At 69.6% G+C, this 14,332-nt stretch carries 13 protein-coding genes; 4 read left to right on the top strand and 9 right to left on the bottom strand.

Annotated elements, in window-relative coordinates; all coding sequences use genetic code 11:
• Positions 1–135: 135 nt before the first annotated feature.
• Positions 136–1,263 carry a hypothetical protein gene (locus AB0B91_RS24585; protein ID WP_358323740.1) on the bottom strand — a complete coding sequence of 376 codons (1,128 nt, stop codon included), beginning with the start codon at positions 1,261–1,263 and terminating at the stop codon, positions 136–138.
• Positions 1,264–1,815: 552 nt separating this feature from the next.
• On the opposite strand from AB0B91_RS24585, the gene AB0B91_RS24580 reads away from it, so the two are divergent.
• Together AB0B91_RS24580 and AB0B91_RS24575 are read left to right on the top strand one after the other, a co-directional pair.
• A complete protein-coding gene (locus tag AB0B91_RS24580) occupies positions 1,816–2,289 on the top strand; it encodes a helix-turn-helix transcriptional regulator (RefSeq protein ID WP_358323737.1) in 474 nt (157 codons plus the stop codon).
• Positions 2,290–2,452: 163 nt separating this feature from the next.
• Complete coding sequence (locus AB0B91_RS24575) at positions 2,453–3,277, top strand: hypothetical protein (RefSeq protein ID WP_358323734.1); 825 nt, start codon at positions 2,453–2,455, stop codon at positions 3,275–3,277.
• A 59-nt stretch (positions 3,278–3,336) separates the two neighbouring features.
• On the opposite strand, the gene AB0B91_RS24570 is transcribed toward AB0B91_RS24575, so the two are convergent.
• The 8 genes from AB0B91_RS24570 to AB0B91_RS24535 all read right to left on the bottom strand — a co-directional run bounded on the left by AB0B91_RS24570 (position 3,337) and on the right by AB0B91_RS24535 (position 12,052).
• Positions 3,337–3,747 (bottom strand): hypothetical protein, encoded by a 411-nt coding sequence (locus AB0B91_RS24570; RefSeq protein WP_219528248.1) that lies wholly within the window; start codon positions 3,745–3,747, stop codon positions 3,337–3,339.
• Positions 3,748–3,917: 170 nt separating this feature from the next.
• Entirely contained in the window at positions 3,918–5,093 is a 1,176-nt protein-coding gene (locus AB0B91_RS24565) for an MFS transporter (RefSeq protein ID WP_358323731.1), read from the bottom strand.
• A gap of 90 nt (positions 5,094–5,183) precedes the next feature.
• Positions 5,184–5,972: an ATP-binding cassette domain-containing protein gene (locus AB0B91_RS24560; RefSeq protein WP_358323728.1), complete on the bottom strand. Its 789-nt coding sequence runs from the start codon at positions 5,970–5,972 to the stop codon at positions 5,184–5,186.
• Complete coding sequence (locus AB0B91_RS24555; RefSeq protein WP_358323726.1) at positions 5,965–6,939, bottom strand: ABC transporter ATP-binding protein; 975 nt, start codon at positions 6,937–6,939, stop codon at positions 5,965–5,967. Before AB0B91_RS24555 ends, AB0B91_RS24560 begins: the two co-directional genes overlap by 8 nt.
• Complete coding sequence (locus tag AB0B91_RS24550; protein ID WP_358323723.1) at positions 6,936–7,829, bottom strand: ABC transporter permease; 894 nt, start codon at positions 7,827–7,829, stop codon at positions 6,936–6,938. The genes AB0B91_RS24555 and AB0B91_RS24550 overlap by 4 nt, the downstream gene beginning before the upstream one ends.
• Entirely contained in the window at positions 7,826–8,770 is a 945-nt protein-coding gene (locus AB0B91_RS24545) for an ABC transporter permease (RefSeq protein ID WP_358323720.1), read from the bottom strand. Before AB0B91_RS24545 ends, AB0B91_RS24550 begins: the two co-directional genes overlap by 4 nt.
• A 4-nt stretch (positions 8,771–8,774) precedes the next feature.
• Positions 8,775–10,430: an ABC transporter substrate-binding protein gene (locus AB0B91_RS24540; RefSeq protein ID WP_358323717.1), complete on the bottom strand. Its 1,656-nt coding sequence runs from the start codon at positions 10,428–10,430 to the stop codon at positions 8,775–8,777.
• A gap of 83 nt (positions 10,431–10,513) precedes the next feature.
• A complete protein-coding gene (locus AB0B91_RS24535; RefSeq protein WP_358323714.1) occupies positions 10,514–12,052 on the bottom strand; it encodes an MFS transporter in 1,539 nt (512 codons plus the stop codon).
• A 107-nt stretch (positions 12,053–12,159) separates the two neighbouring features.
• On the opposite strand from AB0B91_RS24535, the gene AB0B91_RS24530 reads away from it, so the two are divergent.
• Both AB0B91_RS24530 and AB0B91_RS24525 read left to right on the top strand, forming a co-directional pair.
• Positions 12,160–13,173: an AsnC family transcriptional regulator gene (locus tag AB0B91_RS24530; protein WP_358323711.1), complete on the top strand. Its 1,014-nt coding sequence runs from the start codon at positions 12,160–12,162 to the stop codon at positions 13,171–13,173.
• A gap of 109 nt (positions 13,174–13,282) precedes the next feature.
• A complete protein-coding gene (locus AB0B91_RS24525; RefSeq protein ID WP_358323708.1) occupies positions 13,283–13,885 on the top strand; it encodes a superoxide dismutase in 603 nt (200 codons plus the stop codon).
• Positions 13,886–14,332 lie beyond the last annotated feature (447 nt).

Below are 14,332 nucleotides of genomic sequence, written 5' to 3'. Positions count from 1 at the left end.
CCTCCATCTATGGCAACCATTCGGTTGCTATAAATTTATGGCAACCATCTGGTTGCGTCAAGTCGGTCAGCGCGCCCGGGGCGTCACGCGGAGCCGGAAGGGCTGTTCCCCGCAACCCGTCGCTGCTTGACGGCGTCATGGAGAGTCGTAGCGGAGGATGACGCTGCCTTGGGGCGGCCTCCAGGCGTAACCGGCGGCCAGTGCCGTGCCGGCGGCCGGGATGGTGGTCACGTTCGACCATTGGAATCCGGTCGTGACCGGTGTGACGTTCTGCCGGGTCAGGCTCGCGCCGGTCACCCGTAGCGTGTCGATGGACACGGTGGTGTAGGCGTAGGGGTCCTGCCCTTCCGGCGTCGCGGTGATCGACTGGCGGGTGGAGGCCGCGTACACAGGCCCGTCGCCATCGCAGGACAGCGCCGTGACGACGTCGCCGGGCAGCCGGATCTGCCGCCAGGTGCCGGCCTGCTGGTGCAGGAGCACGGTTCCCGGCTGCGACCAGTCACCCTGCTGGAAGCCCACGGCGATCCAGACCTCGTTCCGCCGGGTGACGAGCACTTCGTTGAAGGTGGGCCGCACGGGGCCGTAGGCGGGGTCGGGCGCGGACGGCGGCGTGATGGCGGGCAGGTTCACCGGCTGCCACGTCTTGCCGTTCCAGTGCGTGATCGTGCCGGAGGCCGGCCCCCAGATGTCGGAGGCCGACCGTACGCTGATCTCCTTCAGGCCGGCCGGAGCGGACAGGCTCGTCCAGCGGCCGTGGTGGAAGTGTTTGAAGAACGTCCCTTTGGAGCGCTCGTCGTGGCCCACCACCCAGGTGTGGTCGGCGCCGGCGACGTCCAGATCGGTGATCGTGGTGCGGCCCCAGCCCATGAGCCGCCAGCGGCCGCCGTCCCAGCGGGACAGCACGGAGCGGTCGCCCTCGGCGGTGCCGGCGATCCACACGTTGGCCGGTGAGGAGGCCTCGATGCGGGAGAGCTCGCGGAGCGGGAATCCTTGGGGGCCGGAGGGGGCCGAGCGCATCTCGGTCCAGACCTGGCCGTTCCACCTCATGATCAGGGGAGCGGTGAAGAACGAGCCGGTACGCGGATCCCGCTCCTTGGTGCCGCGCGCGCCCGCGGCCCATGCGTCGCTCGGTCCGGTGGCGGCGAGGTCGTTGACGACCGTGTCCGGGCCGGAGCGGTAGCCGATCCGCCAGACGGCGTCGCGGACGGTCGTGGCCTGGACGGGGGATGTCAGGCCGATGCCCACCGCGAGTACGACGGCCATGGGGAAGCGATACACACCCGGATGATCGCCCGAGGACATGAACGGCCGCGTGGCGGTTGTGTGACATGTCAGGGAATGACGGGAAGGCGAGCGCCGCAGGCGGGGGTCAGCGGTCATCGATCCGGCGGCGCGACCAAGTCTTCGGCGACACGCGACGGACAGCACCGGACTCGCCCGTTCCCCACGTAGATCCGCGCGCCGGCAACCGCTCCAGCCTGCCCGAACTCGAGATCATTCGAGAGGGTGCGTCCGACTTGGTCCGGATGGGGTGCCGGACCCATCCTCGCCGGGCTGTGCTTGGGGGCGAAGCGCCGTGCACCCGGCTCGGCCGAAACCCTGGAGCGCATGCGATGGATCTCCTGCTCACCCTCCTTCCTCTGGCCGTGGCCACCCTCAACCTGGCCACCGCCATCGTGGTCAACCGGCGTGACGGTCGCCGGCGCGTCATACTGCGAGGTGTAGGCGTCCGCCGCCGCCGACCGCGTTGCGGACAGAGCCGACCCGGCGGAGCTCGCGATGGCCTCTACACCTGACCCCACCACGGTCGAGACGTTGACCGAGTTCGCCCAAGCCCTTGATGAACTGCGAGCGAGCCGCTCTTACACCGAACTGGACAAGGCGGTGAGACCGGACAAGCTGCCGTCGAGCACTCTCAACAATCTGCTGTCCGGCGCGACGCTGCCGACGCAGGAGACGTTGGAGCGGTACCTGCGTGCGTGCGGGGTGCCGCGCGAGCAGCGTTCGGCCTGGTACGCCGCCAGGCAGCGAATAGCCTCGAGCGCTCCTCAGGGACTGCCGGACACCGTGCGCGTGGCCCATGCCGATCAGCGCCGACTTGGCGTGCACGCCGCGATCAAGGTAGATGGCGCGCCCGGTGACCTGCCCACCTACGTTGCCCGTGATGTGGACGCCGGCCAACGACCGACCGCAGGTATCGGGGTGCACGCTCCCTTCAGGAAGCAGTGGCGGAACTTCAGAAGGGGGCGGGCAACTCCTTTGATCCGCAGATCGTCGAGGCATTCGTGAGCGCCCTCCAAAACCATCAAGCAAGCTCGTAGGTCCACCCGGAGGAGAGGGAGGAGGACACCGCCGTCCGTATGGGGAAATATCGGCTTTCATGGTTCGGCTTGACTGTTGATCACAGGTGCACGAGATTGTTCGCGTCTTTTCGGACCATCCAAGGAATCCAATGAAGCGAACCATCGTCGGCTTCGCCGTGGTCGCGGGCCTGATGCAGCTCACCGCCACCCCGGCGCAGGCGGCACCCAGGGTCGACCCGGTCAAGGCGCTCAAGGCCGAGCTGACGCGCGGCAAGGCCGTCAACGTCGTGTCCACCGTGAAGGTGAACTACGGTCGCGGCCTGTCCATCAGTGTCGACATGGACGGCACGATCGGGTTCGGCCCCCAGGGCGAGATCGCCTCCGATCTGTCCCAGACCATGCGGTACAGCAAGAAACCGATGAGCATCGTGAAAGAGGACGACGCCGCCCTGTGGCAGACGCCCCTCAGAATGATCTCTTCGGCGTATGACGACTACGTATCAGGCCCCCTGGTGGATGACGCGCTGCCCCAGGGGACGAGGTGGGTGCGTTACCGGGATACGGATCTGCCGGCCAGCGACCTGGTGCTCGAGGTCCTGGAGCCCGCCACGCTCAAGGCCCTCCTGGCACACCGCGCGTCCTGGCGGGACGGAGTGCTGAAAGGGACGATCAAGACCGACAGGCTGGCCAAGGTGTCCCCCTCCTTCGTCTCGCACTTCGGAAGTCGCTCGAAGAGCGGGCGCGTCGGCAAGGTCTCCTACACCATCCGGCTGGGCTCGACCGGCCTGGTGGAGCGGCTGTCGGCCATCGCCGTGCTGCCCTTCTACGACGGCTCCATCCGGATCGAGTCGGACACCCGCTACTCCGCGTGGGGGCGCCAGGTCACCGTACTCCTGCCCCTGAACGGCGATGTGATCGACAGGCAAGAGCTCGGGGAGAAGCTGCCGGACGTGGTGCCCGGCATCTGGCGCTGACCGGACGGAAAGAGTCGCCCAGGCGGTGGGCCGCCTGGGCGAACTGGGGACGGCTTCGGTCAGGGGATGATGACGTGGAAGCCGGTGTCGCGGGCGCCGGCGGCGGTACCGGTGCCGACGAACACGTCGCGGGAGTCCCCACAGGGGACGCTGCCGTCGGGGCGGACGAAGATACTGGAGTCCCAGGGCGCGCCCGTCCACTGGCTGGTGGCGACCGGGACGGTGTTCATGGCGTTGATGTCGGCGTCGAGCCGGATGCAGTACTGACCGACGGCGATCCTGCGGACGGCGGTGACGCCCTTGGAGCGGACGACGGAGCCGTTGGCGTTGACGACGGCGGCGGCGCGGACGCCCGGGCCGGAGGCGCCGCCGAGATCCGCCAGTGCCGGGAGGGCGAAGGCGCCGAGCGCGCCGGCGCAGGTGGTCAGGGTCACGGCCATGGCCATGGTGGTCTTCTTGACGCGAGGCATGCTGGCTCTCTTCCGAGCAAGGGACTGTACGGGACAGGCTTCTCCTCGGGCCGGGCGATGAGCTGCCGGCCGTTCCAAAGCCAGCACTCACTGTAGTTTTTTCGCTACATAGAGTGACTGTGGCGACACGTAAAGATGAAGTCTTCTCACGCTGGACCGCGCCCTCCGGATCAGCGTGGCCTGGTGAGTGACCACAAGGATGCCGCCATGAGGAGAGCGGTCAGCCCGCCGCAGATCATCACGGTGGAGACCGTGAAGGCGTCGACGATGCCGCCACCGACGAACGCGCCGAGGGCGAAGGTCGCCTGGAACGAGGAGGTGAAGAGGATCGTGGCGCCTTCCGGCGTTCGGGGAGCGGAGTCGAGGAACCACGCTTGGGAACAGATGGGCACGCCGCCGTAGGCCAGACCCCACAGCACCAGCAGCACGACAGCGCCGACGGCTGTGGTGCCGGCCACGGGCAGCATCAGGGTGGTGAGCGCGATCAAGCAGCCGGTGACCACGAAGGCGCCGCGCAGGCTTATGGCGATGGCTTTGCCCGCCAGGAAGTTGCCGGCGATTCCGGCGACGCCGTACGCCAGGAGCGCCGCGCTGATGGCCGTGGGGGACAGGTGCGTGATGTGCTGGAGGAAGGGCGTGATGTAGGTGTAGGTGCCGAAGTGCGCAAGGACGATGAGGAAGGTGGCCAGCAAGGCGATCTTCGTGCCCCGTTCGTGTAGCAGGTCGAGCAGGACGCGGGGGCTGGTGACCTGGTGGGCGGGCAGCGGTGGCAGCAGCGCCAGCAGGGCGATCAGGACGAGGATCGCCAGCGCGGCCAGGGTGAGGAAGGCGGTTCGCCAGCCGGCGAGGTGGCCGATGAAGGTCCCGGCCGGCACACCGAGTACGGAGCCCAGCGGCACGGCGGAGAAGATCAGGGCGGTGGCGGTGCCGACTGACGGCGGCGGCACCAGGCGGGCGGCCAGTCCGGCCCCGATCGACCAGAAGCCGCCGATGGTGAGGCCGACGAGCGCTCTGGAGATCAGCATGATCCAGTAGGACCCGGCCACGGCCGCCAGTACGTCGGCGATGGCGAGTACCGCCATGAGGGCGCAGAGCATGGCCCGCCGGTCCATACGGGCGGTGGCCAGCGTGACGGCGGGCGCGGCGATCGCGGCGACGATGCCGGGCAGGGTCATGGTCAGCCCGGCGATGCCGTCGGACAGGCCGAAGTCGGCACCGATGGTGGTCAACAGGCCGATGGGCAGGATTTCACTGGTGACGATCGCGAAGATGCCCAGCGTGAGCGAGGCGACCGCCAGCCAGTCGATGAGTGGTGAGCGTGGCCGGATGGGCGTGATCGTGGACATGGTTCCCGTTCAGCCGGAGGCGTGGAGTAGGGCAACCAGCCAAGCAGTGACGGAGCAGCGGGCACCGGCGTGTTTCAGACCACACCATCGTCAGGCAGACCGGCGGGCGGGACGCCAGCCGGGGCGGGGGACGCTCGCGCGCAGCAGCCGCGTGTACGGGTGCTCGGGCGCGTCGAGCACGTGGCCGGTCGGCCCGCGTTCGACGATCACGCCGTGCCGCATCACGACGACGTCGTCGGTGACCTGGCGGACCACGGCGAGGTCGTGGCTGATGAACAGGTAGGCCACACCGGTACGTTCACGTACGTCCGCCAGCACGTTGAGCACCTGCGCCTGGATGGAGACGTCGAGCGCGGCGACGGACTCGTCGAGAATGAGGATCCGCGGCTCGGCGGCGAGTGCCCGGGCGATGGCCACCCGCTGGCGCTGCCCGCCGGACAGCCGCGACGGGAGCGCCGCCAGCTGGCGTTCGTCGAGCCCGACGAGGTCGGCGAGCTCCGCCACCCTGGCGCGCCGCCGCCTTCGATCGAGCCGGGTGTGCAACCGCAGGACCTCCTCCACCGCGGCGGCGGGACTCTGGCGGGGGTCGAGGCTGGAGTACGGATCCTGGAAGACGATCTGGACCTCGCCGCCGCGGTCCCGGCGTTCCCGCGCCGAGCGGGCCGGCTGGGAACGGTCGCGCCCGCAGGCGGTGACGCGCCCGGCCGTCGGCCGTTCGAGGCCCACGATCATGCGGGCCACGGTGGTCTTGCCGGATCCCGACTCGCCGACGATGGCCAGCGCGCCTGCCGGGGGGAGCGAGAAGCTCACATCCCGTACGGCGATCGCGTCCCCGAAGTCCTTGCGGAGCCCCTCGACCTCGAGGATCGCGTCAGTCATGTGACACCGCCAGCTCCTCGGCTCGTACGCAGGCCACCTGGCCGCCATCCAGGGGGCGAAGGGCCGGTCGTTCGTCGTGGCAGCGTTGCCGTACGTGCGGGCACCGGGTGCTGAACGGGCAGCCGTCCGGCGCCTCGAACGCCGACAGCGGCCGGCCCGGTGTGGTCACCAGGCGCTCGGCCCGCCGCTCCAGGGAGGGACGAGCGGCGGCCAGCGCCGCCGTGTAGGGGTGCAGCGCATGGTCGTGCAGCAGCGCCGACGCGCGGACCTCCATGACACGGCCCGCGTACATCACCGCCGTCCGGTCGCAGACGGCCGCCGCGAGTTCGAGATCGTGGGTGATGAACAGCATGGCCAGCCCGCGTTCGCGGCGCAGTTCGTCGAGGATGGCCATCACCTCGGCCTGTGTGGTGACGTCGAGCGCGGTGGTGGGCTCGTCGGCCAGCAGCAGGCGCGGCTCGGTGAGGAGCGCGGCGGCGATCATGACGCGCTGCAGCAAGCCTCCGGAGAGCTCGTGCGGGTATTGCCGCAACCGTCGCGGGCCGTCCGCCACGCCCACCTCGTCGAGGACGCGGATCGCGCGGCCCTCGGCCTCCCGCCGGGAAACCCGCTGGTTGACGCGTAGCGCCTCGGTCAGGAAGTCGCCCACCGTACGTACCGGGTTGATGTGGGCGCGCGGGTCCTGGAAGACCATGGACACGCTGGAGCGAAGGTCGCGCAGCGTCTGCCCGCGCAGCGATCGGACGTCGTTCCCGCGGTAGCGGATCGTCCCCTCGACGAGCGCGCCCGGAGGGAGCAGCCGCACGATCGAGCGGGCGGTCATGGATTTTCCCGACCCCGATTCGCCGACCAGGCCGACCGCCTCCCCGGCGGCGATGCTCAGCGACACGTCGTTGAGAACCGTCCGCGGTTCGCCGTCGAGCGGCAGCCGCACCGTCAGGCCGCTGATGTCGATCAGGTCGCTCACGCGGCACCTCCTCGCCTGGGCCGCCACCAGCGCGACGGGCCGAACGTCCCGCCCTGCCCGGAGCCGTCGGACAGCCGTTCGCCGAGCACGTTGAACGCCACGACCAGGACGACGATGCAGCCGCCCGCCAGTAACGACTCGGCCGGGTACCCCTGGAGGACACCGGACTGCCCGCCGGCGACCATGACGCCCCAGTCGGCGTCGGGCGGCCGCACGCCGAGGCCGAAGTACGACACGATGGCCAGATCCACCATGGCGTAGCCGAAGAAGAGCGTGGCTTGGGCGGCGATGAGCGGTATGAGGTTGGGCACGAGGTGGCGCAGGCAGATCGCCACCGCCCCCAACCCCTGCACCTCCAGCGCCTGGACGTAGGCTTTGCGGCGCTCGGCCAGGGCCGCGCTGCGCAGCAGCCGGGCGATGTACGGGACGTAGGCCACGGACAGCGCGAGTACCGCCGCGCTCAGGCCCGGACCGAAGACGGCGGCGACGAGCATCGCGAGCAGGACTCCCGGGAAGGCGAACACCACGTCGAGGGCCGCCGACACGACGGAGTCCAGCCATCCTCCGATCCAGGCGGCCGCGATCGCGATGATCGTTCCTGCCGTCATGCTCAGTGCGACGACCCAGAGGGGGCCGAGCAGCGAGGTTCGCGAGCCGGTCAGCAGGCGGGCCAGAAGATCACGTCCCTGGCCGTCGTACCCGAGCGGGTGTCCCGCCCCGGGGGCGGCGTAGGCGCTGGCGAAGTCGCTGGCGTTCGGGTCGGCGGACGACAGCGCCGGTCCGAGTGCCGAGAGGGCGACCGCCGCGACGATCACGATGGCGGCCGTCGTGCCGAGCGGCCCGAACCTGCTCGGGCGGCTTCTCCCCAGGAGCGCGATGACCGCGGTCATGCTCGCCTCCCCAGCTTGATCCGGGGGTCGAGGACCGCTGCCATGACGTCGACCAGGGTGTTGACGAGGACGAACGACGTGACGAGTACGAGCGAGATGCCCTGCACGACGGCGAAGTCCTTGGACAGCGCGGCACTGACAAGGTACGAGCCCAGGCCGTTGAGGCTGAAGGCGCGTTCCACCACCGCCGCCAGCGCGATCATCGAGGCCACCGTCATGCCGGCCAGCGTGCTGATCGGGACGGCGGCGTTGCGCAGGGCATGGCGGCGTACCACGGCCCGGTAGGGAATGCCGCGGCTGACCGCCGTCTGCACATGCTCGCGGCCCAGCTCCGCGCGCACGGTGGTCCGGGTCACCCGGGCGACGGCCGCGGTGGAGGCCGCTGCCAGGGCGAAGGCCGGAAGCGTGAGGTGGCGGATACCGTCCCACAGCCCGGAGCCGTTGCCGAGCGCCGGCAGCCACCGCAGGTTCACGGCGAAGATCCCGATGAGCACGATCGCGGCGACGAAGGGCGGAACGGCCACCACCACCGCTGTCGACATCACCACGAGGGAATCCACGATCCCTGGCCGCAGCGCCGCCAGCAGCCCGAGCGACACGCCTGCGAGCAGCACGATCAGGGCCGCGTAGAGGATCAGGGCGATGGTCGTCCCGGAGCGGGAGCCGATGAGCTCCGACACGTCCTGCCGGAGAGCGATCGACATGCCCAGGTCGCCCCGGACGGCGTTGCCCAGCCAGGCGGCGTACTGCACGAGGAACGGCTCGTCCAGGTGATAGCGCTGCACGAGGAGCGCGACGCTCTCCGGCGGCAGCGAGCGGCCGCCCGAGAGGGTGGCCAGCGGATTGCCCGGTGCGACCGACAGCCCGGCGAACACCACGAAGCTCGACACGAGCAGTGTCGCCGCCAGCATGATCACCCGCCGCATGAGGTAAGCGGCCATGCGCCTAGCCCACCGCCCCGAGCTTGCCGGCCCACGGCGCGAACAGGTGCTGAGAGGACACCGTGGCGCCGGTGAGCTTGGCATTGAGCACAAGGACCGTGTCGGGGGCGACGATCGGTATCCACGGCAGGTCCGCGGTCACGATCTTCTGCGCCTGTACGGTGCTCTCGGCCCGCTGCCGGGTGTCCTCGGTGCCGCGGGCTCGTTCGAGCAGGTCGGCCACCGCCGGGTTGCGGTAGTGGCCGTAGTCCTGCGGGCCGCCCGGCAGAGACAGGGTCGCGTAGAGGGCTCCGGGATCGGCCCAGTTGGGGTAGTTGGTGGTGAAGAACCCGTCCACGTCGGCGCGGGCCTTCGCATCCAGGAAGAACCCGCTGTAGGCGTCGGTGGACACCGCCTTCAGCCGGGCCTTGAGGCCGATCTTCTCGGCCGCCGTCCTGAAGAGGTTGGCCTCGGTGGCGAGCTTGTTGAGCTCGTTGCTCATGCCGAACGTCACGGTCTTGCCGGTCGCGCCCGCCTCCTGGACGAGCCTGCGCGCGGTCTCCAGGTCGGTCTTGGGGCCGGGCAGGGCGTCCCAGGCGGACTGGAAGGTCTGCTGCTCGTACCCCCAGGTGCCGGGGGTGCCGAGGGCGCGAGCCGGCCGGGCGCTGTCCTTGTACAGGGTCTTGATGTACGCCTCGCGGTCGATGGCCAGCGACAGGGCGCGGCGGACGCGTACGTCGGAGAGCGTCCCCCTGCCCACGTCGGCGACGATCAGCGCGTCGATGAGGTACGACGGGCCGTGGTAGACCTTCACCGTCCCGCTAGCGCGGATCTGCTCCATCGTCGACAGCGGCAGTTCGAGGTAGGCGCCGTCCACTTCTCCGGTGAGCAGTGCCGCGGTCAGCGTGGCTTCGTCGGGGATGCCCTTGAAGTCGATCTGCCGCACCAGCGGGGACTCCGCGCGGTTCCAGTAGCCGTCGTTGCGTACGACGGACAGCACGTCGCCGGTGCGCCACTGGCCGAGTTCGAAGGAGCCGGTGCACATGGCACCGCCCTTCACCGTGCCGTAGTCCTTGCCCTTGGCCTCGACGTAGCTCTTCGAGACCACCATGCCCGGCATGTACGACAGGACGTTGCGCAGCCAGTAGTCCGCCCGCTTCAGCTTCATGGTGACCTCCAGCGGGCCGGTGGCCTCGACCGAGGTCACGCGGTTCAGGACGGGCACCCAGTAGCCGCCGCCCTTGGGGTCGCGGTTGCGCTCGATGCTGAAGGCGACGTCTTCGGCGGTCATGGGGGAGCCGTCCCAGAACGTCACGCCCTTGCGGAGCGTCAGGACGGCGGTCTTCGGGTCGGGGAAGTCCAGCCGCGTCGCGAGGCCGGGCTCCACCGACCCGTCCGGCGCCTGGCGGAACAGCGACTCGCACAGGAGGCTCGTCACGGTGATCTCGGGATAGTCGCCCGCGGTGATCGGGTCGATCGAGGTGGTGCCCCGGTAGAGCGCCCAGGTGACCTTGTCGACCTGCCCGACCCCGGCGGGGGTCGTCGTGACGAGCTCCCGTTGGGGCGTGCTCCCCGGAGCCGCCGTGCCCGCGACGCCGCCGCCGTCCCGGTAGCAGCCCGAGGTGACCATCACCAGCGCCACCACTCCGGTGGCGATACTCCGCTTCCGCCAGCCTTGCATCTGAAACCGCCCATCGTGCCAAGGGTGTACCGCTGCCCCTCAGTTCTTAAGTAGTCGAACGATCGCTCAAATAACGGTCAGCGTCAAGGCATGTTTCTGGTTGGTGCTCTCAGAGCGCGATGGACTTCAGGGGCTTGGTGGCCATCCGGCGTGGCCCTGCGGACCAGCAGCAGGACAACGGCGGCGGTGATCAGGGCGCTGGTTCCGCTGAGCAGGAAGATCTGGTCGAGGCCGGCGACGAAGGCGGATCGCACCGTGTGGCCGGCCGCGTCGTGGACCGTTGTGGCCAGGCCGTCCAGGACGGTGTCCGCCTGACCACCGGTGACCGCGGCGGTCGCCGGGTCCAGGTCGGGGAAGTAGCCGCTGCCGGCCAGCACGGGCCGGACCGCGCCGGCCATCGCGGTGGTCATGATCGGGATACCCAGCGCGAAGCCGAACTGGCGCAGGGTGTTCACCGCGGCACCGGCCATGCCGGCCTTGCCGGGCGGGACGGCGGCGGCAGCGGCCGCCGCGAGTGTCGGTGAGGAGATCCCGACCCCGGCCCCGGTCACGAGCAGTCCGGGCAGCAGCGCCGTCCACTCCGAGTCGCCGGTCACGAGCATGTCCAACAGCCCGCCTGCGCCGATGAGCAGCAACCCGATCCCGATGGGCCACTGAGGGGCGATGTTGTTCATGAATCGCCCGGCGAAACCGGACACCACGAACGCCATGGCGCCCAGAGGCGTCAGCACCAGTCCGGCCGCGACCGGGTCGAAGCGCAGCACCGACTGCGCCCAGATCGACACGAAGACGAGGTTGGCGAACGCGGACGCGCTGAGGATCAACGCGCCCAGCATGAGAGCGGCGAAAGACGGGGTACGGGCCAATGCCAGGTCCAGCATGGGATTGCGCCGGCGGCGCTCGACGAGCACGAACGCCACCAGCGCGGCGGCGGTCGCCGCGAAGAGCGCGACGGGGACCGGGGCCGTCCAGCCGTCGTCGCCGACCCGGATCAGCCCGAAGATCAACAGTGTCGCGGCCAGGGTGAAGGTGATGGCGCCGGGCACGTCGACGCGTCCGCCGGCCGGGTTCTTCGACTCGGCCACATGACGCCGGGCGATCACCCATGCGAGCGCCGCGATGGGCAGGTTGACGAGGAAGATGGACCGCCACCCGATGTGCTGGGTGAGCAGCCCGCCCAGGATCGGCCCGGCGGCGGCCGAGATGCCGTTGACCGCTCCCCAGATGCCGAACGCCACGCTTCTGTCGCGGCCGCTGTAGGTTCCGGCGAGCAGCGCGATGTTGGTCGAGAGCATCGCGGCGGCGCCGAGCCCCTGAACGCCGCGGGCGACGACAAGGAGACCGCTGGTGGGCGCCAGGCCGCAGGCGAGTGACGCCCCGGCGAAGACGACCAGGCCGACGAGGTAGACCCGGCGCCTGCCGACGAGGTCGGAGGCGGAGCCGGCCGCCATGAGCAGGGCCGCCAGCACCAGAACGTACAGATCGACCGTCCACTGCAGGGCCGAAAGCGATGAGTGCAAGCTGGTCGTCATGGCCGGTACGGCCACGCTGACGATGGTGATGTCGACCAGCAACATGAGCGTGGCCAGACAGACGGTCAGGAGAGGAAACCATTTCCGCATCGATGGCTCCGAATGATGGAAGACGGCCCCGGAACGGTTTGCGTCGTTCGCGGGCTACGCGGACGAGACTTCCCGATACCGACTGCCACCGACGCAGAATCCGCGCCATGCGGCGTTTTCTGACAGGCGGCTACCATTTCGTGGTGGATCCACTCACTCTTGACGACCTCGACCGGCAGCTGGTGCACGCCCTGCAGATCGACGGCCGTGCCCCGTTCAGCCGGATCGCCGCCGTGCTGGGCGCGTCCGATCGGACCCTCGCCCGCCGTTATCGCCGGCTGCGTTCGGCGGGAGTGCTCCGTGTGGTCGGTCTGCCCCAGGTTCGGCCGTTGGGGCATGTCGACTGGTTCGTGCGCATCCGGTGCACGCCCGATGCCGTCACCACGGTCGCGGCGGCGCTGGCCCGCCGCGAGGACACCTCCTGGGTCACGCTCACCTCCGGCGCCACCGAGGTCACCTGCATCATCCGCGCCCACATCAGGTCCGATCAGGACAACGTGCTGTTGCCGAAGCTGCCACGTACGGCACGGATCACCGCGGTCACCGCGCACTGCCTGCTGCGCGCGGTCGCCGGCACGAGCGGCTGGCCCGGCCGTACCAGCGCCCTGAACCCCCAGCAGATCGAGACCCTCAGCCCTCAGCCACCCACTCTGAACGGCCACATGGAGCTGACCGAGGCCGACCAGCGGCTCCTGCCCGTGCTGGCCGCGGACGGGCGCGCCGGCTACCCGGCGCTGGCCGCCGCCACCGGATGGTCCGAGTCCACCGTCCGCCGCCGCCTGGACGAACTGCGCCGCAACGACGTGCTCTACTTCGAGGTCGAGATCGACCCCATGCTGTTCGGGTACGCCACCGAGGCCGTGCTGTGGCTGACCGTCGCGCCCTCCGAGCTGACCGAGGTGGCCCAGGCGCTGGCCGGCCACCCCGAGATCGCCTTCGCGGCGGCCACCACCGGCGATCCCAACATGATCGCCTTCACGGTGTGCGCCGACCCCGATGCCCTGTACGACTACCTCGCCACCCGTATCGGCGCCTTGCCCGGAGTCCTGAAGGTGGAGACCGCGCTGATCGCCCGCCACATCAAACGCGCCGGCGCCCGCCTCCTGCCGATGTCCCGCTGATCGCCGGCCACTGCCCCGACCGCCGTCAGTGCTGCCGATCCCACTAATCGCCTGATATTAGTTGTTGCATAGATCTTGCAATAACTAATCAACCGCATGGGAGACAGCGATGGGCCAGTACGCCCTTCCGGACATGCCGTACGACTACGCGGCGCTGGAGCCGGCCATCACCGGGGAGATCCTGGAACTGCACCACGCCAAGCACCACGCCGCCTACGTCAAGGGCGCCAACGACACCCTGGAGAAGCTGTCCGATGCCCGCGACAAGGGTGAGTTCGGCGGCCTCGTCGGGCTGGAGAAGACCTTCGCCTTCAACCTGTCCGGCCACGTACTGCACACGATCTTCTGGCAGAACCTGTCCCCGGACGGCGGTGACCGCCCCGACGGCGCCCTCGGCGAGGCGATCAACGAGCACTTCGGCTCCTTCGACGCCTTCGCCAAGCAGCTCACCACAGCCACCGCGACCGTGCAGGGGTCGGGCTGGGGCGTGCTGGCATGGGAGCCGCTGGGCCGCCGCCTGGTGATCGAGCAGATCTACGACCACCACGGCAACGTCGGCATGAACACCACCCCGCTGCTCGTCTTCGACGCCTGGGAGCACGCCTACTATCTGCAGTACCGCAATGTCAGGCCCGACTACGTCGAGAAGCTCTGGGGTCTGATCAACTGGAACGACGTCATCGCCCGCTTCGAAGCGGCCAAGGGCGTCTGACCCTCATGACCGCGGTGCCCGTCCACCAGCCCATGCTTGGTCCGCCGGGCCGGGCGGGCGCCGCCTGGCCCGAGATCCGCCTCTTTCAGGGCGGTGCACCGGTTCCTGGCGGCCGTGGCCGACGTCGGCGGCCAGGTCTTCACCCGCCCACACCTCGGACGGCCACCAGCACGGCGCCACCGCCGCGATCAGTGCCGACCGGGTCGCCCAGGTGGCGGCGAGCAAGGGTCTGTCCGGCCCGCTGGAGATCGTCTGGCCGACGGAGGCCGACAGTCCCTACCTGGTGAATCAGATCCTGCTCATGGGGGTGGCCGCCGGGCTCATCACGCTGATCGTGCTGGGCTCGACGTCCTTCTGGGACGGCGCTCCCAGGTCGTCAGGTCACGTTAGCGGCCACGCTTCTCACGAAAGTATTGCTATTGCAAGTAATATGCAGCAAGTTGACGT

The sequence above is a fragment of the Nonomuraea sp. NPDC049141 genome, assembly GCF_040648415.1.
Lineage (GTDB): Bacteria > Actinomycetota > Actinomycetes > Streptosporangiales > Streptosporangiaceae > Nonomuraea.
This window is presented reverse-complemented; position numbering and strand designations above follow the sequence as displayed.